Genomic DNA, 22,469 nt, shown 5'->3' with positions numbered 1-22,469 from the left:
TAAATAAAGAACAATTTCCTGCCTTATTACTCAGTATTAATTTGTCATTACTCCTTGGCTGGATGAACTTTTAACTGTTTGCCTTTAATCGTTGTATTTTTCATTGCTCTTAATACGATGGGACCTTTTCCATTTAAAATATCAACAAATGACGATGTTTCTTGGATCGTAATGACCCCGATATCATCTGCAGTAACACCGGGTATTTTAGAAATCGTTCCTACCAAATCGACTGCTCTTATTTTCTTTTTCTTGCCACCATTAAAATAAAGTTTCATAATTCCTTTGTTCAAATTAGCACTTTTATCTTTTTTGAATGTTGGTTGATCCTTGTTCTTTCTCTCAAATGCAACTCTTTTTCTTGCTACCTCTTCCTTTGAAGGGACAGATAGCTTTGTTATTTCAAAACCAATGTATGCTTCAATAACTTCTAAGTCTTTTTGCTCACCAGGAGTTAAAAGGGTAAATGCTTTACCTGTTTTTCCTGCACGACCTGTTCTCCCTGTTCGATGTACATAGCTTTCTTTCTCTAACGGTAGGTCATAGTTAATTACATGCGTAATATTATCAATATCAATACCTCGTGCAGCAACATTTGTAGCGATTAAGTACCTAAACCTCCCTTTTTTAAAATCATTCATCACAGAGAATCGGTCTTCTTGGGTCATTCCACCATGAATTCTTTCACAACTGTAACCGTAACGTCTGAGATCCTTATACAAATCATCGACTTGATTTTGAGTACTACCAAAAATAATACAACTATCTGGATTTTCTACGATCGTTAAATCTCTCAGGACAGCTAATTTGTCTTCTTCTGTAACTTCGAAAAGAAAGTGATCAATCTTTTCAGTTGTAAGACCTGTTGCTTGTATTTCTATGTGAACAGGATCTTTCATGTATTTTCGGCAGAGACTTTCAATATCTGGCGGTAACGTTGCAGAAAAAAGCATTGTAACACGCGCAGTAGGAAGTTCAGTAATAATCGCTTCTACTTGGTCGATAAAGCCCATATTTAACATCTCATCTGCTTCATCTACTACTAAAAAATTTAAACGTTCCAACGAAAGTGTACCTTTTTGAATATGATCTAATACTCGTCCTGGTGTTCCGACAACGACATGGTTTTTTTGCTTCAATTCTAACTTTTGTCTAGCAAAAGATTGCTTTCCATAAATTGCATTTGCTTTAATTCGTTTATAACGCCCTATATTCGTCATATCTTCTGTAACCTGTACTGCAAGTTCTCTCGTCGGTGTAAGAACTAGAGCTTGAGGCTTGTTTTCCTCCCAATCAATGAGCTCACAAATTGGGATACTAAAGGCTGCTGTTTTCCCACTCCCTGTTTGTGATTTAACAACCAGATCGCATTTTTTTAATGCAATAGGTATGACCTTTCGTTGCACTTCAGTCGGAAGGTTATATTCCAAACTACTCAACGCTCGAGTAATATCCGTACTCAATTTATAATTTTGAAAATTATTATGACTCATTTAAAAACCTCATTTATGTTTTTTGTTTAAGTATTCCCTATCAAAATAAAGTAATAATCTTTCTTTGATAAATCATACGCTTTCGCCATCGGCAGTGCAAGGTATATGGGTAATGGCGAGAAACGAATAATTTGAGGTTAAGTGTAGGATAGTAGAGAATGTCCCAGGATCATTAGTAATCTACTAATAGATTATTTAATCTAACTCAAAGAATTTGTCAATTATGACATAAAAAGGCTTACTTAAATGATCGCCAATTGCGATTTTTTAAGTAAGCCTTTCACCTAACAAAATATCTTTTAAATTATCCAACTTTCGAAATAAGACAGTTCTCTTCCCATTTTTTGTATTCTTCTTCTGAAGACCCCCATTGTAACCAAGAAACCATAATTTTTATATCACTGTTCTTCACTAACCAATATTCCCATCTTCTTTTACTAATGTTCTCATAAATTCCGCTTTTTCGAACCATGCTCATAATTTCCTCCCTAGATAAAATTATTTTTACGTACCTGGAATTATCTTTTACAGGATAAACATGAAAACGCTTAATACCTTTCTATAGCTTATTAATTCTATGTTTAGGTGAGAAATCCTTTATTTTTTAGAATTTTCTTTATTTTCTGTTATACATTGCGATCTACATTACTATAATAATACTTAGGCGACTAATCGTTTTTATATGAAATGGGTTCAAACTGCACATCATCTCTAAGTAACAACATTTGGTGTTTACGATTAGAGAGATAAAAATAGAGACCAATAAAGATCGTAAGCAGAGCCATCCCGACAAAAATATTACTGTACACTACGACGATACCAATACTTTCAATAAACGGATTTAATGAAATACCGATAAATGAATAATCTAAAATTCTACCAATGATCGCACCACCTACTGCTCCAGACAGTAAGTTCCCTAGATTGTATATCCCCATTCCAACACCCATTTGGTCATCTGGTAGAACTGATGAAATTAAATTAGCCATCGACGTTTGAAAAATTGGGAACGCAATAAAATTGATACTAAATATTAAACTAATAATCCAAGGGGCAAAACCGACAAAGCTCGAAAGAAGGAACGAACCAATTAATATTAAAGTAATTGCAAAATAACCAACCGAATGACTCCCAAAGCGATCAGTAAACCCTCCGGCTACACGTCCAACAAACGCACCAAGGATTGCGCCGGGAAACAAGACTAATCCAATTTGTATCGTACTCAAACTATGCACTTCTCTTAATAGTAAAGGCAAAATAAATAAATTACTAAACATAATTAAAGTCCCGAAAAAGCTAGTTAGGACTGTAAGCCGAAAGACTTTATTCTTAAACATCTCAGGTAAAATTAACGGATGTTTATAATGAAAAATCCACCAGAAGAACGAGCCAATAATTAAAGTACTTAATAAAAAGTAAATCCAATTAAACGTTGTAATAAATAAAATAAATAAAGCGACACCTGCAGCCATTAATATTGCTCCAATGACATCAGGTTTACCACTTTTCTTCTCTTCTTTCGGCAATAGAACACGGATAAAAGGCAAAGTCAAAACAACAACAAAAGAAAAAAGAAATATATAATGCCAATCTAAAAAACCTGCAATAAATCCGCCGAGTACTGGGCCCAAACCAGCACCAAATGCCATTGCAGAAGATAAGATACCAAGCATCTGACCTTTCTCATGAGGAAAATACCGAGATGGAATGACAAAAACAATTGCAATAATTGCAGCAGCACCACAAGCTTGGATCATTCTTGATATGACAACCATCAAATAATTGGGTGAAAAGAAGCCAAATATTGATCCTAAAACAAATAAAGCAATGCCAAATGTTAATAGATTTTTAATCGGAAAAATATCACCTAACTTCCCATATAACAAAGCACCAATTGAGTATAAAATAATATACCCTGTAACCACCCAACTTACTTGTGAAGGTAAGAGATCAAAATAAAAAGCGATATCAGGTACAGAAACCATAAACATCGTCGAATTCATAATTGAAAACAATAACAAAATACATAACAAACTAATCAGCTTTTTCTTTTCTGATTCAGAAATAATATATTGTTTTTTAGAAATATTGTTGTTCATTTCTATCCTACAACTCCTTTAATAGACTGATAGACATCAGCTATCACCCTATAGCAAATTGATAGCAAATATATAGTTTACTATCAATTACTTTAAAACACTCCCTATATAGTTTTGATCAACATATCTATAATATGATTAACATATTGCTTAGTGATGAGCTAAATAATAATAAAATATAAAAAAAGTTTTAATCAGATAAATAATTGCAAATGGGTTTAATCTTTTGCTCCCCATCACTAAGTAATACGTATATTGGTCTTTAATAGACTATTCTTTAAGACTACAAAATAAAACGGCAACAATTCTTTACTATGATCACTTAGTATTTCGTGATTCTTGATTTTTTCTCAAAGGCGTTTTCAGAATCTTTCCTGTAGCTGTCTTGGGCAGTTCTTCAATAAACCTAAAGATTCTAGGAACTTTATAATTAGCCATATTCTTTTTGCAATATGAAGAGAGTTCCTCTTCTAACAATTCATTTTTGGTAACGACATACGCTACAATTTCTTCTCCAAATACTTCATTAGCCTCACCGATTACTGCACATTCAATAATATCTGGATGAGCATATAGCACTTCTTCTATTTCACGTGGGTATACGTTGTAACCTCCACGTATAATCATATCTTTCTTCCGGTCTACAATAAATAAGTTTCCATCCTCGTCCTGATAACCTAAATCGCCAGTATAAACCCAACCGTCGCGAATGGTCTCTTTCGTTGCTTCTGGTCTATTATAATATCCTTTCATAGCGTTACGTCCACGGAAAATAATTTCTCCTACTTCACCTTGTGGAACATCCTTGTCATCTGCCGTCACAATACGAAGATCCAAACCAGGAACTGGAATTCCAACTGACCCGACAAGCTTTTCACCGTGAAGCGGTTGACAAGTAATCATTACCGTAGATTCAGTCTGACCATAGCCTTCAAGCATTGCTACGCCAATTTCCTTCTTAATACGATCAATGATTTCAACTGGGATACTAGCACCACCAGATCCAAAAATTCTTAGTGAAGAATAGTCATAGTCTTTCAGCTTTGGAGAGTGGACAAACATTGTAAACATTGTAGGTACACCAGGGAAAACCGTTATTTTCTCACGATCAATCATTTCTAGCATTAAATCAGGAATAAAACGGTCTTCTAAATACGCAGTTGCCCCTTTATAAATTCCACATAATAAACAAGCAACTTTTGCATAAGCATGGAATAGTGGTAAGACGACGACTATTTTATCTGTCTCACTCGTTTCTTGGACTTCCGTAACTGTATTCGTCATCCATAATACGTTATCATGTGTAATCATAGCACCTTTTGGATGACCAGTTGTACCAGAGGTATAAATAATTTGTGCTGTATCATTCTCATGTCTTTCGCTCGGTTGGTTGATCGGTTCACAGTCCAATAATTTAGACCACTCGCACTTATCGTTACCTTTACCATAAAAAGAAATGAGATTATTAACAGATTTAAAACCATCTTTCGCATTTAATACCGTTTCTGCAAAATAGTGTTCGTAAATAAGGGCTGATGCATCCGAATCATTTAACACATACGTTAACTCTTTTTCCTTAAACTGCGGATTGATAGGGACTACCGCGGCCCCAACGGCTAAAGCTGCAAAATAAGAAACCACATACTCTAGACGGTTTGTCATCATCAATCCTACATGCATATTTTCTTTTATACCACTCGTCCTTAAACCATTCGCTGCCTTAAACACTAATTCCTTCAATTGTCTATAACTCCACTTTTCGCTTTTGTATACAATGGCGGTTTTTTCAGGTAAACGATCTGCTGTATCAACGAGCATATTCACAACATTCATTCTGTTTCCCCCTATTAAAAACTATTATGTGAAGGTAAGGTTCTCTCCAATCCTAAGCAATGTTCTACTCTCAAATTCTAGTGTCAAAGCAGCAAATAATTAGAGTGTTTTCATAATGCTGTGCCTATCATAGCCCCATATTTTTCGCAATAATCTGTTTCATAATCTCATTTGTACCTGCATAAATTGTTGAAACTGGAATGTCACGGTACCTTCTAGCAATCTCGTACTCTTCCATATAACCGTAACCACCATGAAGTTGCATACATTCTCCAGCCATCTTTTTCGCCAGATCTGTAACCCACCATTTTGCCATCGAAACTTCTGTTACAACGTCTTCCCCTGCCATATGCTTAACGATTAAATTATCAACAAACGTCCGTCCTATTTCAATTTCTGTTGCCATTTCAGCAATTTTAAATTGAGTATTTTGGAATTTACTAATAGGTTTACCAAAAGCTTTACGTTGTTTGACATAATCGATCGTGATTTCTAACATTCTTTCGGCTGAAGTTATTGCTCCAATAGCTACCATTAACCTCTCTTGTTGAAGTTTATCCATCAAGTAATAGAAGCCTTTTCCTTCTTCGCCAAGTAAGTTCTCCACAGGAACCCTTACATCTTCAAAGATTAATTCTGCTGTATCGGATGTATGTTGGCCAACCTTTCTAAGTTTTTTCCCTTTTTTAAATCCAGGAACTTCACCATCAATTGTATCTACAATAATAAGACTAATACCTTTATGAGGAGGATTGACATTGGTGTCTGTTTTACAAACAACAACGATGAAATTTGTTGAATATCCGTTCGTTATAAACGTTTTTTCACCATTTATCACATAATGATCTCCATCTCTCACAGCAGTTGTTTTAATAGCCGCTAAATCGGAACCAGTTCCTGGTTCTGTCATGGCAATGGAAGAGATCATTTCCCCAGTTACACTCCGTGGTAACCATCTTTGCTTTTGCTCCTTTGATCCATAAGAATCAATGTATGGCATAACAATATCATTATGGAGGCCAGGACCACCGATACCTGCACCGACTTTTTCTAGCTCTTCAGTAAAAACAACAGAATAACCAAAATCAGCATTCATGCCACCATATTCTTCATCGAGCCATGGACATAGGAAACCTTGTTCTCCTAGCTGTTTCCAATAGGTTCTTGGTACTTGTCTCGCTTCTTCCCAGTCCTCGAAATTGGGGATTACTTGCTTTTCTAAATATTTTCTTAATGACTTTCTAAATATTTCATGTTCTTCTGTTAAGTAAGGTTTGGACATAATGACACCTCTCCATTTAATTATTTAGGGCCATTCATATGAAATGATTTAGCTTCCATAAACGAATTGAATGGCCCTGTTATTTTATTAAGCTAACTTCCTACTTATTTTGGTTGCATACGAATTGCGCCATCTAAGCGAATCGTTTCTCCGTTTAGCATTGGATTTTCAATAATGGCTTGAGCAAGCTGGCCGAATTCTTCCGGTACACCTAATCTAGGCGGGAATGGTACTTGCTTACCTAATGCCGTTTTTGCTTCTTCGGGTAATCCATTAAATAGTGGTGTTTCAAAAAGTCCTGGGGCAATCGTTACGACACGGATCCCGCTTTTAGATAGGTCACGTGCGATCGGTAATGTCATACCAACAATGCCACCCTTTGATGCACTATAAGCTGCTTGACCAATTTGCCCATCAAAAGCTGCAACAGAAGCAGTATTAATAATAACACCACGCTCTCCTTTATCATTCGGTTCATTGTCCGCCATCTGTTTAGCCGCCAGACGAATAACGTTAAATGTACCAATAAGGTTTACATTAATTACTTTGACAAATCCATCTAAATCATGAGCTTGACCTCGACTGACCGTCTTTTCGGCAAGTCCAATCCCTGCACAGTTTACGACAGCATTGTAACTACCAAATTTTTGTGTTGCTTCATTTAGTGCACTTTGGACACTTTCCTCATCCGTTACATTTGTTTTTACAAACATAACATCTCCACCTAATTCCTCAACAAGACGGTTTCCGTTTTCTTCAGACAAGTCAAAAATTGCTGCTCTTCCTCCGTTTGCGACAATATTTCTCACTGTCGCTTCTCCTAAACCTGATGCTCCACCAGTAACAATTGCTGTTGTTTCTTGCAAATTCATATACTAATTCCTCCTAATTTAAACTGTAATAAACACCCTAAGTCTTTTAATCTATTTCCTAAATTCTTTCAATAATCGTAGCATTGGCCATTCCGCCACCTTCACAAATCGCTTGAAGGCCATATCGACCGCCTGTTCTTTCTAACTCATGCATTAGAGTAATCATGACACGTGCACCACTCGCCCCTAATGGATGACCTAATGCAATCGCTCCACCGTTTACATTTAATTTTGCCGGGTCGGCTTTTATTTCATCTAACCAACACATTGGAACAGGTGCAAACGCTTCATTTACTTCATATAGATCTATATCGTCTATTGTTAAGCCCGCCTTATTTAACACTTGTTTTGTAGCTTCAATAGGACCCGTTAACATTAAAGTCGGATCTGAGCCTACAACTTTACGAGCAACTACACGGAAACGGGGTTTTAGACCAAGTTCAAGCGCTTTATCTTTTGACATTAAGAGAATTGCTGCAGAACCATCGCTCATTTGACTCGCATTCCCGGCATGAATGACACCGTTTTCAGAAAATGCAGGTTTTAATGAACCTAATTTCTCAAGAGATGTTCCTTTCCGAGGACCTTCATCTTGTGTTACAACTGTTGTTGTACCATCTTCAAGAGTTACTTCAAATGGCATAATTTCACGATCAAAGCGTCCTTCTTCCTGAGCTTGTAGAGCTCTACGATGACTTTCTAATGAAAATTCATCTAATTGTGTACGGGAATATCCCCACTTTTCACTAATCCGTTCTGCGGATAAGCCTTGATGAATCATCTCGTAGCGAGAAGTTACTTCTTTACTCCAATCTGACTTTTGTCTAGTAGCTCCCATTGGTACACGGGACATACTTTCGACTCCACCAGCAATAACAATATCCATATCTCCACTCGCAATTGCCTGTGTTGCGAAATGGACAGCCTGTTGACCTGAGCCACACTGACGATCAATTGTTGTTCCAGGTACGCCAATTGGGAAATCCGCCTGTAAAACTGCAGTCCTAGCAATATTCAAGCCTTGCTCTTCAACTTGAGAAACACATCCCATAATAACGTCCTCAACAAGAGATGCTTCAATTCCTGAACGATTTACTAATTCCTTTAGTACTTTCGCTGCCATATCATCAGGGCGAACTGTACTTAATAGCCCTTTTCGTTTTCCAACAGGTGTTCGAACTGCTTCTACAATTACCACTTCTCTCATTTTCATTCCTCCTATAAAATGTAAAAATTAATCAAATGACTCTCACATTCTTACCATTGCAAAAATCATGCCATATTTAAAAACCCACTATTTGAGTCTTTTACTATCGTTATACAATCACATTGTCTGAAAACTGAACATTATTAAAAAAATAGTGTCTCCATACGACGCAACAATCCTTTCTATTAAATCCGGATAACAATTAAATATGTTCGAGAATACTATTTAATGAATCAAAAAAAGATAAGCATAACACAAACTAAATGTTTGAATGTTATCCTTATCAGTAAATATCAAATTATATGAAAATATCTTAATAGTTGTACAATTTTCCTTCTCTTAATTAACTTCAATCGCTTCATATTTTTTTAATTTATCATATAGAACCGATCGGCTTATCCCTAACAACTTACATGCTTGGCTCTTATTTCCATTAGATTTTATCAACGCCTTTTGAATTGCAATTTGCTCAGCCTTTTCTAATAAAGATTGCTCTGGTATTGTTGTCTCCTCTTCTTCAATTAATAGATCATAACCGACTTTCTTTAATAAGTAATCAGGTAAGTCTACAAGTTGAACATTTCCATTTTCTGAAAAGACCATTGCTCGTTCCCACACATTTCGCAATTCTCGGATATTACCTGGCCAATCATAATCCATCATAGCTTGCTGCACCATTGGGTCCCACCCTATAATACTCGTTCCATTTTGTTTATTTAATTCTTCAATGAACGACTCACTTAACAATAAAATATCTTTTTTCCTCTTTCTAAGTGGTGGAATTTCAAATGAAATCACGTTTAGACGATAAAATAGATCTTCTCGAAACTCACCTTTTTCAACCATTTCTTCAAGCGATCGATTCGTTGCAGCAATAATACGAACATTAACCTCAATTCGTTCTGTTCCACCAACTCTATAAAACTCTCTTTCTTGTAAAACTCGAAGAAGCTTGGCTTGAAGCTGTAAGGACATATCACCGACTTCATCTAGGAATAAGGTGCCACCATTGGCTAAATCAAATTTACCCATTTTGCCCTTTTGTTTAGCTCCAGTAAAAGCGCCTTCCTCATACCCGAAAAACTCCGATTCCAGTAAATGCTCAGGTATTGCTGCGCAATTCACTGTAATAAAAGGACCTTTTCCAGAAGAACTAGAACTATGAATAGCGTGAGCAAAAAGTTCTTTTCCTGTTCCACTTTCCCCACGAATTAGAATAGTTGTCCGTCCTTTTGCTGCTTTAATTCCACTTCGCATCAGTTTCTCCATTTGCGGGTCTTGAGAAAGAATTTCTTTAAAAGTAAATCTTGACATCTCAGTCTTTCTACTTGAAACTTGCAACTTCTTTTCTACGTCTTCATATCTTCTAAAACGTTCGCGCACTTCATGTAATTGCCTGTAAACAATCTTTCCAATCACACCGATAATTTGATCATCTTGATATACCGGAATTCGATGAACCATATAGTTAATTCCCTTAATCTCCATAAAATCACTTATATCCGCAACCCCTGTTTTTAATGTAGGAATTAATTCGAGATGCGGAAGGATAGTATCTACTGGTGATCCTTCAATCGTTTTATTATCAAGTTCAAATAATTCAATAAGTGAAGGGCTAATAAAAATAATCTCACCATTTTCATTAATCATAACTAAACCATCGTAAGCATTATCAATGACAGTTTGTAAAATACTTTTCCACTTCTTCACAGTTTGTAATTCCTGAGCCATGTTCTCTAATTCTGAAACATTTTGAAAAAGAGCGATGAAACCTTTTTTTCCATTGGGCATATTATAAGTGGACAACCGAACGACAAAGTAGTCGGAATCTATATTAATTCGAAAATGAACATCTTTATTAAAGCTAGAACTTTCATATTTCGGAATGATTTGTTGTAAATCGGTAAATAACAAACGATCTTCTGGTTGTTTTAGCATTCTAGTTAGTTTTTCGTTTACAAAAATAATACTCCCTTGCTCATTGGTCATTAACGCACCTAAGTTTGATGTCTGTAAAATCGTCTCTAATTGACCTTTTAATAATTGTGTACTATGTAAAAAACTTAAAACTGCTGACGAAGTCGTAATAAGGCCGATTGGTTTTCCAAAATCATCAATAACAATCCCCGTTCCAACTTCACTAATTTCAATGAACTCTTCTAATTCCTCAAAAGTAGTATCAAGAGTAACTGTTCCAATATCTTCTTTAATATATTTCGCAATCGTCGTCGTTTGCTGTAATTCTAATAAAAGCATTTGATAAAGAGAGCTACGAGTAAAAACACCTATTAGTTTACCCGTAAGATCGGTAACTGGAACGGTATTCCACTTTGTTTTCTTCATAAATTTGATCGCTTCATTTAAAGTGTGATTAGGAGTCAGACACTCATCAACAGGAATCATAATCTTTTTTACAGAATTCAATTTAATCTACTCCTTTTTAATGCTTGTTTCAACGTACAAATTATGTGTAGCAAGGACACTTTCCTCAATTTTACCATAATTTTGTGAGAATAATCCGACAATTAATGCAAAAATGCCTTAAAAGGTTTAATTAAAGACCTTTTAAAGCATTTTTTAAACACCTTATTTGGTTTCACCGCAAACTAGGGGTTGTATATTAATTAATAATGATGTGTAATATTTCAAAGTGCTGTTAAGGAACTGACAAGGAATTGAACCCAAAATAGAATGATAAAAGAAACAAACCTCAACGAACGAGAGCCATTTCAATTTTAAGCTGCTCCCTTAATTTTTGTCTTAACGGCAAAATATACATGGATTCCACATGCCCATTAACCGTATTTTCTTTATATAAAGCACGAATGAGTTTACATTGTAGTTCATTTAACCGGTTCCACTTAGTAGTGATATCTTCGATCAGCTCTGTTTCTTTTAATTCTTCTAATAGCTGTTCAGCTAGTCCATCCGTTTGAAAATTAATAGAGTCGTTTTTTAATTTTAGAATATATTCATATAGAGTTTCTTGAATAAGTGAATTTAACTGTTCTTTCGGACTTAAATTTTGAGAGGTTTGCATATCTAAGTTCTTCAACACCGAAATTAGAGCAATTGCCTGTTCTTTTGCCATACTATTATTGATGTTCGGGATAATGACTTCTTTTAAAATTTCAGTTGTCGTCTTAAACGTATATGATTTATCTAGCATTAAATCACCTCCTAGTATCCTAACAATTCTGCTAGTATCCCGCGCATTAATGGCCAACGAAAACCTTGCCGAGCCATTCGAAGATCTTTTGTTTTCGATTTAGCAAAGTCTGTTCCTGCTGATTGAGAAATTAATACAAATCGCACTTGATGGAAAACTTCATAATAGTGTAGGACATTTTCATCAATCGATAAGCCTGTATACTCACTGTACGTCTTCAGAAACATTTGCTTGTCTAACAAGTAATTTAATAGTGGCGAGTCCATTCGATTTGATTTTGCACATACATACGCAACATCTGCCATTGGATCACCGATTTCTGTCGCTTCCCAATCTAGTATTCCAGTTATTTTGTTTTTGCTATATAAAAGATTACCTGATCTATAGTCACCGTGAACTACCGATAACCTTTGTGCAGCTGGCTTATTGGCTTTTAACCATTCTAGTGCATCAACCATTATCGGATCTGGACTAATTAGATATTTAACATACATCTCTTCGAATTCATTGATTTTGCTGTCAATATACCCATATTTCCCACTCGGTTCGACTAAATCTTCAGTGAGTCCTATTTCTTTATAATCAAGAAGATGTAAATCTGCCAAATGACGCACGAATTGTAGTGGTATCTCACCTTCTTCATGTGCTCTTTTAAAAAACTGTTTTCCTTCTTTTGACCATGGAACATAGCTTTTACCTGGTAGCTTATCCATCACAAAAAACGTTCCGCCCAAAATCGCTTCATCTGTTTCATACCAATGAACACCTGGAAGAGGTAAATCACTATGTTTACTTAATCGGTCTAAAAGTTTAAAGTGCTGATACGAGTCTTGATACTCTGTCATTAGTCCACCTTTATTTTGTTTACGAATTGCAAATCCTTTTTGGTGCATTTCACCATTTTGTTCCCAATTAACTGTAAAAGTAAATGCTTCATCTGACCAACCCGCTGAAGGTTGGTGGAAATCAGTAATTTGTACACTTTGACCCTCTGAAATTTTCTTCTGAAAATACAATTGGATTGCCTGTTTAGTTTCTTCAGCCAAAATACTACCTCCTCGCTCTTTCTTACTAATATTCTAGTAAAGGGCTTTTTTCTCCTAATAGGAATGAAAAGTAAGAGCTTAATTCACAATACTAAATTGAATAATAAGAAACGCCTTCAATCTCTTCGACTTTTACTTGATGGAGAAGTGTTAATAAATCAAGATGTCCAATCGTTTCTGATATCGTCAAATTTAATTCTTTTTTAAAAATACTAGGAAAAAGTAATGTCGTAAGCTCATACACCGTTTTAGGCCCATCTTCGAGCAGATGACGAATTTTTTCTGTCCGAAGCCAGTTATTCTTCAATCGTTCATGTATTAATTGCCGGTGCTTCGTAACGGGTTCGCCATGACCTGTAAAGATTATTTGTATATCTTCATCTGCACACATTTCAAGTGCTGCCCGGTATTGAACTAATGTCAGTGGTCGTTCATTAGTTGAATGAAGTGGTGGTTCAATTAATGCATTCGATGAAATATGTTCGATTATGTGGTCGCCGCCGAGTAAGACTCCGTCACGTCTACGGTAAATGCAAAGATGATCTTGAGAATGACCAGGTGTGTATAGAACTTGCCAATCTTCCAATCCTGGTACTTGCTGTCGATGTGCCAATTTAATGTCTACTTGGCTTGGATCGAATAAATGTTGGAACCGTTTCTGTTGTCTAGCGAAATGATGCTGATATTCATGTGGTACTCCACAGCTTTTATACAGTTTAAAATAAAATTGATTACGATACTCATTAAATTCTGGCTTAAGCTCGATATATGGTTCTAGTAATGGATGTCCGAGTATTTGAGCACCTGAAACCTTTCTAACACGTTCCAGAAGTCCACTGTGATCAATATGGTAATGTGTAATAAGAATTTGTTGAATATCCATTAATTGATAACCAACTTCTTCTATACCTTTAATAAGTATCTCCCAAGCTTCATCCGTTTTAGGGCCAGTATCTACTAAGGTTAATGCGTTACCTTCAATTAAATACACATTCACTGGCCCTACAGGAAAAGTAGTTGGAAGAACAATTTGATACAATCCCTCTTTAACTTCTTTTGAATATTTCTGCCTATTTAAAGGTTTGTTCTTCATTATACTCCGTCCTCCAAGTAGTCAGTATTGAACTCCAGCTAAAATGGTGTAGTATAGCCGTTTCATATAATGCTTTTAACGATGTTTAAAATTTGGTTGGCGTTTTTCAATAAACGCTTGGACGCCTTCTTTTACATCTTCCGTCTGAAACACACTTGCAAAATACGTCGCTTCAAGCTCAATTGCTTTATTAAATTCAAGTTCCATTCCTTCATTTACTGATTTTTTAATTCGACTTAACGCTTCTAATGAATAACGAGCCATTTTTCGTGCCATTTTTTCAGCTGTCGCCATCCCTTCTCCTGTTGCTACAACTTTATTAACTAATCCTATCTCTCTCGCTTCTTGGGCTGTTAGGGGGTCTCCTAAAAACATTAATTCTTTCGCTTTTGCCTCTCCCACAAGTCGCGGTAAGCGTTGTGTACCTCCACCACCTGGAAAAAGGCCCAGTTTTACTTCGGGTAGTCCAATTTGCGCATGTTCCTCGGCAATACGAATATCACACGTCAATGCAAGTTCACATCCCCCACCAAATGTAATTCCATTTAACATAGCAATGGTTGGTTTTTGAATTTCATCTATTTGATTTAACACTTTATGAGATTGTAAGTTCATAGTCTTTAATTCTTGTTTATTCATATGCAACCAGTTAGGAAATTCCTTAATATCAGCACCAGCCATGAACGCACGCTCGCCAGCCCCTGTTAAAATGATAGCAATGACTTCAGGATCTTCTGAAAGAGCTGAAAATACTTCACCTAACTCTTTTGTGACCTGTCCACTTAACACATTCATAGGTGGATTATCTATCGTAACCGTTGCAACTCCATCTGATTTTTGATAGCGAACTAATTTTCCCATCATAATTCCTCCTCAATTTCATTCATTTAATAATTTGGGCAGTTATCTCCCACCCTGGGTACATATTGAACTCATTTATAATTAATACTTTGCAATATCTGTGCCAATTCAATCAAACTGTAACCAAAGATTTCCTATTCTTTGGCTAACCTAACTCTATAGATTTTTGCATACAAAAAACTGTTCTATATATTACTCATGACAAAAGAACTCTCCAATGTAAACTTCTAAACAGAAAGTGTACGAATTATAAACAAATTAGAAAGTATAGTTGTATTTATACTAAACGATCCTGCTTCGCCTTTTTTGATCATGGACTATTTTCTGTACATTCCTTAACTGGCATATTTTTTGCAAGGTAAACGGTAAGTTTATCTACTTCATCAATACTAACTTTCCTATTACTTTCCTATTATTCTCTCTTCAATCTTCTAACTACTTATCGAATCTTATATCCCAATCACATTAAAAGCACCAAAAATGTAAGCGCTTTATTTATCTTCCGAGCAACTACTTTTTTATGAACTTAAGACTAAACCTATTATTTTTTAAAGGAGGTGAAAGTAAAAATACATGAGTTTATATGTAATTAAGGAGGAATGCAATTACAAAGAAAATCATTCAAATTATCTCTTTTGTTATCTACATCATTTTTATTTTGTCTTTTTGTTTACCTATCTAGCTGTCCTCAATAACGGGATGCTTGCCTATTAATATATTCAGGAGGCTTATTATGATTAAAAAAACTATGCTCAGAGCTTTTCTTTTCGTTGCTTTTGTATTGATGATCACTTTCATTACGGCTGCTTGTGGAGGTAATAATTCAACTTCAGCACCTTTAAATGAAAACAATGAAGAAACAAAAGCAGAAGCTGAAACGACCACAACAAATAGTGATGAAATTTTTACATTAAAAATGAACTCAATGTATCCGCCTTCAGTATACGACTGGGAGCCAAAATACTTCTTACAAGAAAAATTTGCTGAAGAAGTAGAATTACGAACGGACGGCAGAGTAAAAATAGAAATCTTCTACAGTAATCAACTTGCAGGTCAAGCAGAGTCATTAGACGCGCTTTCAAGAGGAACAATTGATATGCAAAATGGTGTAGCTGCAGTATGGGCAGATCGCATCCCAGAAGGATTATTTCAAGGTCTTCCATATTGGAATTTAGATGAAGATACTGGGAACTATTTACTTCATGAAACTGAATTAAGAGATTTATACAGTGAAGCTTTAGAAGAATATGGTGTTAAATTAATTGGTAATTGGGCTACAAGTTTATCTGGTTATATGTCAACAGAACCGATGATCACTGCTGAAGATTTTAGAGGTAAAGTAGTCAACTCTATGTCAGCATTAACTAGTGAGTACTTTAGAACATTAGGTTCTGGGATAGCAACAGTTCCTTTTGTTGAACAATATGAGGGACTTCTTCGAGGTACTATAGATGCGATTCCATTTCCGTTTTATTCATTAGACACATATAAACTGCATGAAGTAGTTAACTATATTACCGTTCCACCTCTTTATGTTGCATATGGTGAAATTACAGCTAGCTTAACTGTTTGGAATAAGCTACCTGAAGATCTTCAAAATACTATCCTAGAAGTTGCGAGAGAAATGGAAGAGTTAGCTACTGAAGGCTCCAAAAGATTAACTGATTTTGCCTTTGAAGTTGCTGAAGAAAATGGTGTTGAGTTAGTTAAAATGTCTAAAGAAGATTATGAAGAAGTTAAACAGGTTGCCATAGATACTGCATGGCAGAGCTATGCTGCTATTAATGAACGAACTCAAAGAATGGTAGAAATATTAATAGAAGAAAACGAAGAATTTATGCAATCCGAACAAGGTGAAGCTTTTATTAAAGAATTTTTACAAGACTAACCGTTTATAAGATTTAAACAAACTTAGCGACCTAGTTTTTAAAGTTTTATTTTAGAAAACCAGGTCGCTACAACAATAAGACGAAAGGAGTGTATAGATGAAAAAAACGGTCATACAGATTATGAAAATGATCACAAAACTAAATAAATCAATGATATGGGTAGTAGGTGTGCTTGTCTTTTTTGCTAGTATCTTTTTATTTGTTGATGTTTTGTTAAGGTACTTTTTTAATTCCGCAACAGCTTGGGCTTTTGACCTAGCGGTTACGAGCACAGGGTTTATCGGCTTTATGTTAGGTGGCTATGCACTCGCTATTGGTCAGCATGTTCGAGTAGATTTATTCTATGAAAAATTTTCTCTTCGTGTTAGATCACTCATAGATTTAATTAGTGCTTTATTTTTATTTCTTATGGCAGGAGCACTATTTTGGTTAGGTATGGATTATGTTATTCACTATTACACAATTGGAGCAGTTACTACTGGGGGAGTCCCAATGCCTCTATGGGTAAAATGGCTAATGGTCCCTCTTGGTGGTCTTTTAATTGGCCTACAAGGGCTAGTAAAACTTACTAATGATATTTACATTATCGTAACTGGAGAAGAACTCTATAACTCTGAGGAGGGTGTGTAATATGGAAATTGGATTAATTGCACTCATCCTTTTCGGCTCTTTAGTCGTTTTCCTTGCGTTAGGTATACCTGTAAGTTTCACAATGGGCGGAATATCACTTATTCTTGGATTTATATTTTGGGGAGGTATGCCAAGTGTAGATGGTTTTGTGTTAGGTTCATTTTCAAATCTTACACAATCCGTGTTAACTGCCCTTCCTCTCTACATCTTTATGGCAGCTATTTTAATGTATAGTGATTTAGCTGATGATATGTATGAATGTATTTATCGCTGGTTCGGTGGGTTGAGAGGCGGTCTTGCAGGTGGAACTGTCATTATTTCCTCCATTTTTGCTGCTATGGTTGGGGTTATATCTGTAGCTACTGCAACACTAGGAATGATAGCTAGACCATCCATGTTAAAGCGTGGATATGATGATCGGTTAACTGTTGGGGTTATTATGGCTGGAGGGGTTTTAGGCCTTCTCATACCTCCAAGTATCGTTATGATCATATATGCAGCGGAATCAGGCGTATCAACAGGGGCATTATTTATGGCAGGAATATTCCCTGGTGTACTGGCAGCACTCCTCTTTATCCTATACTCTCTAGTTTTATGTTATATAAAACCTGAAAAAGGACCTTCAGTTGAAATCGAGGAACGGTACACTTGGGGAGAAAAATTAAAATCGTTAAAAGGTATTGTCCTTCCTTTAAGTGTTATTTTAGTTGTATTAGGGTCGATCTATTTGGGAATAACCACTCCGACAGAAGCAGGAGCTGTTGGGGTCGTTGGTGCACTAATTTCCACTGCTGTTAAAAGAAAATTAACATGGGCCAACATTAAAAAAATATTTATAATGACTGCTCGTCTAAATGGACTAGTTTTTTGGATTTTGATAGGTGCTGTTGCTTACGCACGAATTGTAGCTGTTACTGGTGTTGGTGGTGCACTTGCAAGAGTTATTACAGACACCGACATCAATCGTTGGCTTATCTTGATTGCTATCCTGTTAGTATTTCTAGCACTGGGGATGTTAATCGATACTGTCGCAGTGCTGTTAATTACAGCACCGTTATTCTTACCCTTATTAACATCATTTGGATTTGACCTCGTATGGTTTGGTGTACTCTTTACAATTGCCGTCTGTATCGGAAGTCTAACACCACCGTTTGGTATTAGTATCTTTATTATGAGAGGAGTAGCTCCTGATATAAGTACCAAAAAAATATATTCTGCGGTATGGCCTTTTATTTTTTTATTGTTACTAGCCATGGCGTTAGTATTAATATTCCCACAGATCGCCTTATGGTTACCAGAATATATGAGAAATTGACTAGGAGGGTGCCACTTACCCCTACCTCCCACACCATCGTTTCGACATACCACTATTCAATTAGTATGACGTAGAAATTACTCACTAATAAAAACTTTTGAACCCTCGACCACTCTAGTATGAGCTATCGAGGGTTCCATTTAGAATTTGACTAAAAGCACCTATCACCTAAGACCAATTATTGGATCTTTTCATTACTTCTACTGTTTGAGCTTTTTAATACATATTTTAACACTTTACCTGCTGCGTTTCGTGGAAGAGCATCAAGAAATTCTACATGTTTAGGTTTTTTATACGAGGCTAAATGACTAGCACAATATGTGATAACTTCTTGTTCTGTTAAACTACAATTAGGTTTAAGAACCACGTATGCTTTTACATTTTCACCCCACTCCGGATCCGGAACACCAACAATAGCAACTTCTAATATAGCTTTGTGCTTATAGAGAACATCTTCTATTTCTGCAGGATAGATGTTCTCACCACCACTAATAATCATGTCTTTTTTACGGTCCATAACATAGACAAATCCTTCATCGTCCAATTGAACGAGATCTCCACTATGGAACCATCCACCTTTAAATGCTTCTTCCGTAGCTTCTGGGTTATTATAGTATTCTTTCATTAAAGTAGGACCGCGGTAAACTATTTCACCTACTTCTCCTACAGGAACGTCATTCATATCCTCATCTACAACTCTCACTTCAACATTAATAAATGGGCGTCCAACTGAACGCATTTTCCGGATGGCATCCTCTGGCTGCAATACGGTAGTTGCAGGACTCATCTCAGTTTGCCCAAAAACATCATAAATGCCTGCATTTGAAAATAGTTTCATTACATTTTCTTTAATCTCTAATGGACAGATTGCTGCACCTGTCATACAAGTTTTCATCGAAGACACATCATATTCAGTTACATTTGGTACTTGTAACAGAAAATTCCACATTGCTGGAACAAGAAAAAGCGTATTAATTTTTTCCACTTCAATAGTTTGCAAGACTTGAACCGGATCAAAGTCACGGTGAACAAACGTAGTCCCTTTCACTAAACAAATGGTGACTAATGAATTCATAGCAGCCACATGAAATAACGGGGTTACAATAAGTTGATTGCACTCAAACTTTAACTTGAATTCCCATATACAATTCATTCCATTTTGAAACAAATTTTTATGTGTAAGTACAGCACCTTTGGGCCGTCCAGTCGTTCCTGAAGTATAAACGATCATACAACCATCTTCGTCTCGTAATTGTTCTACTGGTTTATATTCACATTCTTGTTCATAAATAGAGTTATAGCTTATAAATTCATCAGTTGAATGGTCAGATCCTACAACAATTATTTTTTCAACTTTTGGAAGACGTTTACGAATTTTCTCAATAACATTAACATATTCAGAATCAATGATTAAAATCTTAGAGTCAGAATTATTCACGATGTATTCGATCTCACCTGCAGCCAAACGGAAGTTCATCGGAACACCGACTCCACCTGACAGTGCAATACCGAAAAAAGTTTCTATAAATGGAAGGCCATTTTTTAAAATAAACCCTACTTTTTCATCATGTTTAACTCCCTGTTCTTGAAGCCAGCCGGCCAATTGGCTGGCTCTTTCATCCATTTGTTGATACGTAACCCTTATCCCTTCACAAACAAATGCATCACTGTTTGGCGACTGCTGAGCTGCTCTTTTTAAACATTCTCCAACTAACTGTTGTCTCGATAATACCAATGTAGATGAACTCATTGTTTCACTCCTCTTTTTAAATGAAATTAACCAAGGTCATCGGACATTAAGTCGTCGTTCCACTAGCGAACGGTCTTTTCAAAAACTCTCTAATGATATTGAAAACAAGCTCAATTGTTAGTAATGCAAAGCCTAGCGGGACTAAGAAGAGAACAGGATAAAGCGGGTACATTTTTCCACCTGCAGGAAATGTAACACCTGATTGAAGGCCTTGAATAGCATACTTCCAAGAGTAATAAAAAATCAGTATCATCACAAACATCTCAAGAAACAATAAAAATAAGTTTATGATGTATTGTACTTTTTCTGGTAATTTCTCTACAAACATCGTAATCTTAGGCATTAATCCTGAAGAATACGTAATCGCGATCGCAGGAAAAACGGCCAGCGGCATAAGGTATCTTTGGATAATTTCATAATTACCAGGAAAAGATGCGCTAAATACATTTCTAAGTAACACATCTAAAACGATAAAAGCCATCATCAAGAATACAGCAATGCCAGCAAGGACAAGCCCACCATTTTTTATGATATTAAAACCTTTATATAGAGTGTCAATTTTCCCCTCCAATTTTCTCACATCCTTTATCTTAAGATTCACATCGTACTAGGCAACCAAGTAATAATTTGCGGGAAAAGAAGGGAAAGTGAAACAACTACTAACACGACTGCAATAGCAAAAATAGTTGTATGCTTAAACAACTTTTCAATTGGGGTTTTTGTAACACCCGATACCGCATAAACGCATAGTCCAACGGGTGGCGTTAACATACCAGCTGCCCCAACTACACATAAAAGGATACCGAATTCCAATGCACCTAATCCTGCCATTTCTGCTAAAGGCAATGTAATTGGAACCGTCATCAATATAACAGCCGCCCCTTCGATAAACATAAATAAAATAAAATAAGTTGTAAGTAATAGGATTATAACTAGCATTGGAGTGGACGCTAAAGGTTCTAATAATCCCATTAATTTTCTAGGAAGCATGGATAATGAAACAAACCTTGCAAATACAGCTGCTCCAACCATTATGAATAAAACCATACACGTGATTTTTACAGTACTCATAAACGATTCTTTAATGAACGTCTTATTGACTTTTCCTAATAAGAGGGCAGCAACTAAACTTACAAATGCTCCAACACCGCCTGCTTCAGTGGGAGTAAATATACCTGCATAAATCCCACCAAAAATGGCACCCATAATCACAATACTAGCAATAATAGAAATAACATATTTTGATTTTGGGATATTATCTTCTACTGTAGTGGTAGCTGCTACCTCGTCAATCGCAACTCTTCCTTTATTTGACAGTTTAAACATAATGGAAGTACAAACGACCAAAACAAGGACTGTTAAGATACCTGGTATGATTACCGCCATAAATAGTGAACCAACCGGCGTTTGTGTAATCGCTCCATAAATAATTAATCCAATCGAAGGCGGGATTAATGTTGAAAGAGTTCCCGCAGAGGCGGCGATAGCCCCTGCGAGATCTTCTGAATAACCATGTTTTTTTAATTCAGGAACTGAGATTTGACCAAGCGTGGCAGAAATTGCTGTTGCAGATCCAGACACGGCACCTAAAAAACCACCTAAAATGATCGTAAATACTCCTAGAATTCCTGGCTTGCCTCGTGACATTTTAAAAACTAGGTGGTACAAATATTTTACAATATCAGAATGCATGATAAATTGAGACATTAAAACAAATAGTGGGATTGTTGTTAATGCATAACTCGCTACTCTTGCATAAGGATCTGTTTGTAAAATACCTGTAAGTGGGCCAATACCACCTAGTAAGAAAATTCCTAAAATCCCAGTTACTAATAGAACAGTACCTATTTGCAAGCCTAATAGTAAAAGGGTAATAAATACTATAAAAAATATCGTTAACATTATGGGATCTGCCAAGGAAGATTCACCT

At 36.0% G+C, this 22,469-nt stretch carries 18 protein-coding genes; 3 read left to right on the top strand and 15 right to left on the bottom strand.

Translation table 11 applies throughout. The features are described from left to right. Positions 1-47 precede the first annotated feature (47 nt). The 12 genes from N7Z68_RS14230 to N7Z68_RS14175 all read right to left on the bottom strand — a co-directional run bounded on the left by N7Z68_RS14230 (position 48) and on the right by N7Z68_RS14175 (position 14,958). Positions 48-1,493, bottom strand: a complete 1,446-nt coding sequence (locus tag N7Z68_RS14230; protein ID WP_275119151.1) for a DEAD/DEAH box helicase — start codon at positions 1,491-1,493, stop codon at positions 48-50. A 304-nt stretch (positions 1,494-1,797) separates the two neighbouring features. After that, entirely contained in the window at positions 1,798-1,971 is a 174-nt protein-coding gene (locus tag N7Z68_RS14225) for a hypothetical protein (protein ID WP_275119150.1), read from the bottom strand. Positions 1,972-2,161: 190 nt separating this feature from the next. Continuing rightward, positions 2,162-3,592, bottom strand: coding sequence for an MFS transporter (locus N7Z68_RS14220; RefSeq protein WP_275119149.1), 1,431 nt, complete (start codon positions 3,590-3,592; stop codon positions 2,162-2,164). A gap of 318 nt (positions 3,593-3,910) precedes the next feature. Then, complete coding sequence (locus N7Z68_RS14215) at positions 3,911-5,425, bottom strand: long-chain-fatty-acid--CoA ligase (protein ID WP_275119148.1); 1,515 nt, start codon at positions 5,423-5,425, stop codon at positions 3,911-3,913. Positions 5,426-5,552: 127 nt separating this feature from the next. Further along, the gene (locus N7Z68_RS14210; protein WP_275119147.1) at positions 5,553-6,707 is read right to left on the bottom strand and encodes an acyl-CoA dehydrogenase family protein; all 1,155 of its coding nucleotides are present in this window, start codon (positions 6,705-6,707) and stop codon (positions 5,553-5,555) included. A gap of 104 nt (positions 6,708-6,811) precedes the next feature. Then, positions 6,812-7,579 (bottom strand): 3-hydroxyacyl-CoA dehydrogenase, encoded by a 768-nt coding sequence (locus tag N7Z68_RS14205; RefSeq protein WP_275119146.1) that lies wholly within the window; start codon positions 7,577-7,579, stop codon positions 6,812-6,814. Between the two features lie 58 nt (positions 7,580-7,637). Continuing rightward, the gene (locus N7Z68_RS14200; protein WP_275119145.1) at positions 7,638-8,786 is read right to left on the bottom strand and encodes a thiolase family protein; all 1,149 of its coding nucleotides are present in this window, start codon (positions 8,784-8,786) and stop codon (positions 7,638-7,640) included. A 339-nt stretch (positions 8,787-9,125) separates the two neighbouring features. Beyond that, complete coding sequence (locus tag N7Z68_RS14195; protein ID WP_275119143.1) at positions 9,126-11,210, bottom strand: sigma-54-dependent Fis family transcriptional regulator; 2,085 nt, start codon at positions 11,208-11,210, stop codon at positions 9,126-9,128. A gap of 286 nt (positions 11,211-11,496) precedes the next feature. After that, positions 11,497-11,955, bottom strand: a complete 459-nt coding sequence (locus N7Z68_RS14190; protein WP_275119142.1) for a hypothetical protein — start codon at positions 11,953-11,955, stop codon at positions 11,497-11,499. Between the two features lie 11 nt (positions 11,956-11,966). Then, positions 11,967-13,001, bottom strand: coding sequence for a phosphotransferase family protein (locus N7Z68_RS14185; protein ID WP_275119141.1), 1,035 nt, complete (start codon positions 12,999-13,001; stop codon positions 11,967-11,969). A gap of 91 nt (positions 13,002-13,092) precedes the next feature. Then, positions 13,093-14,094 (bottom strand): MBL fold metallo-hydrolase, encoded by a 1,002-nt coding sequence (locus N7Z68_RS14180; RefSeq protein ID WP_275119140.1) that lies wholly within the window; start codon positions 14,092-14,094, stop codon positions 13,093-13,095. A gap of 75 nt (positions 14,095-14,169) precedes the next feature. After that, on the bottom strand, positions 14,170-14,958 hold the full coding sequence (locus N7Z68_RS14175) for an enoyl-CoA hydratase (RefSeq protein ID WP_275119139.1): 789 nt from the start codon (positions 14,956-14,958) through the stop codon (positions 14,170-14,172). Positions 14,959-15,688: 730 nt separating this feature from the next. Here N7Z68_RS14175 and N7Z68_RS14170 point away from each other — a divergent pair. The 3 genes from N7Z68_RS14170 (at position 15,689) to N7Z68_RS14160 (ending at position 18,789) form a co-directional block, all read left to right on the top strand. Beyond that, positions 15,689-16,843 (top strand): TRAP transporter substrate-binding protein, encoded by a 1,155-nt coding sequence (locus tag N7Z68_RS14170; RefSeq protein ID WP_275119138.1) that lies wholly within the window; start codon positions 15,689-15,691, stop codon positions 16,841-16,843. A 97-nt stretch (positions 16,844-16,940) separates the two neighbouring features. Continuing rightward, entirely contained in the window at positions 16,941-17,474 is a 534-nt protein-coding gene (locus N7Z68_RS14165) for a TRAP transporter small permease subunit (RefSeq protein ID WP_275119137.1), read from the top strand. A 1-nt stretch (position 17,475) separates the two neighbouring features. Further along, positions 17,476-18,789, top strand: a complete 1,314-nt coding sequence (locus N7Z68_RS14160) for a TRAP transporter large permease (protein WP_275119136.1) — start codon at positions 17,476-17,478, stop codon at positions 18,787-18,789. 178 nt (positions 18,790-18,967) lie between these two features. On the opposite strand, the gene N7Z68_RS14155 is transcribed toward N7Z68_RS14160, so the two are convergent. The 3 genes from N7Z68_RS14155 to N7Z68_RS14145 are packed head-to-tail and all read right to left on the bottom strand — an operon-like array spanning position 18,968 to position 22,456. Next, the gene (locus tag N7Z68_RS14155; protein ID WP_275119135.1) at positions 18,968-20,539 is read right to left on the bottom strand and encodes an acyl-CoA synthetase; all 1,572 of its coding nucleotides are present in this window, start codon (positions 20,537-20,539) and stop codon (positions 18,968-18,970) included. Positions 20,540-20,585: 46 nt separating this feature from the next. Continuing rightward, positions 20,586-21,110 carry a TRAP transporter small permease gene (locus N7Z68_RS14150; protein ID WP_275119134.1) on the bottom strand — a complete coding sequence of 175 codons (525 nt, stop codon included), beginning with the start codon at positions 21,108-21,110 and terminating at the stop codon, positions 20,586-20,588. Positions 21,111-21,136: 26 nt separating this feature from the next. Then, positions 21,137-22,456: a TRAP transporter large permease gene (locus N7Z68_RS14145; RefSeq protein WP_275119133.1), complete on the bottom strand. Its 1,320-nt coding sequence runs from the start codon at positions 22,454-22,456 to the stop codon at positions 21,137-21,139. Between the last annotated feature and the right edge of the window lie 13 nt (positions 22,457-22,469).

The organism is Alkalihalobacterium chitinilyticum (assembly GCF_029028005.1).
GTDB classification, from domain to species: Bacteria; Bacillota; Bacilli; order Bacillales; family Bacillaceae_F; genus Alkalihalobacterium; species Alkalihalobacterium chitinilyticum.
The sequence above is the reverse complement of the archived record's forward strand: the minus strand, read 5'-3'. Positions and strand labels throughout refer to the sequence as shown.

Excerpts from the sequence above, each read along its gene's own strand:
- N7Z68_RS14230 (WP_275119151.1), bottom strand. The coding sequence starts at position 1,493 with ATGAGTCATAATAATTTTCAAAATTATAAATTGAGTACGGATATTACT.
- N7Z68_RS14225 (WP_275119150.1), bottom strand. The coding sequence starts at position 1,971 with ATGAGCATGGTTCGAAAAAGCGGAATTTATGAGAACATTAGTAAAAGA.
- N7Z68_RS14220 (WP_275119149.1), bottom strand. The coding sequence starts at position 3,592 with ATGAACAACAATATTTCTAAAAAACAATATATTATTTCTGAATCAGAA.
- N7Z68_RS14215 (WP_275119148.1), bottom strand. The coding sequence starts at position 5,425 with ATGAATGTTGTGAATATGCTCGTTGATACAGCAGATCGTTTACCTGAA.
- N7Z68_RS14210 (WP_275119147.1), bottom strand. The coding sequence starts at position 6,707 with ATGTCCAAACCTTACTTAACAGAAGAACATGAAATATTTAGAAAGTCA.
- N7Z68_RS14205 (WP_275119146.1), bottom strand. The coding sequence starts at position 7,579 with ATGAATTTGCAAGAAACAACAGCAATTGTTACTGGTGGAGCATCAGGT.
- N7Z68_RS14200 (WP_275119145.1), bottom strand. The coding sequence starts at position 8,786 with ATGAGAGAAGTGGTAATTGTAGAAGCAGTTCGAACACCTGTTGGAAAA.
- N7Z68_RS14190 (WP_275119142.1), bottom strand. The coding sequence starts at position 11,955 with ATGCTAGATAAATCATATACGTTTAAGACGACAACTGAAATTTTAAAA.
- N7Z68_RS14180 (WP_275119140.1), bottom strand. The coding sequence starts at position 14,094 with ATGAAGAACAAACCTTTAAATAGGCAGAAATATTCAAAAGAAGTTAAA.
- N7Z68_RS14175 (WP_275119139.1), bottom strand. The coding sequence starts at position 14,958 with ATGATGGGAAAATTAGTTCGCTATCAAAAATCAGATGGAGTTGCAACG.
- N7Z68_RS14170 (WP_275119138.1), top strand. The coding sequence starts at position 15,689 with ATGATTAAAAAAACTATGCTCAGAGCTTTTCTTTTCGTTGCTTTTGTA.
- N7Z68_RS14165 (WP_275119137.1), top strand. The coding sequence starts at position 16,941 with ATGAAAAAAACGGTCATACAGATTATGAAAATGATCACAAAACTAAAT.
- N7Z68_RS14160 (WP_275119136.1), top strand. The coding sequence starts at position 17,476 with ATGGAAATTGGATTAATTGCACTCATCCTTTTCGGCTCTTTAGTCGTT.
- N7Z68_RS14155 (WP_275119135.1), bottom strand. The coding sequence starts at position 20,539 with ATGAGTTCATCTACATTGGTATTATCGAGACAACAGTTAGTTGGAGAA.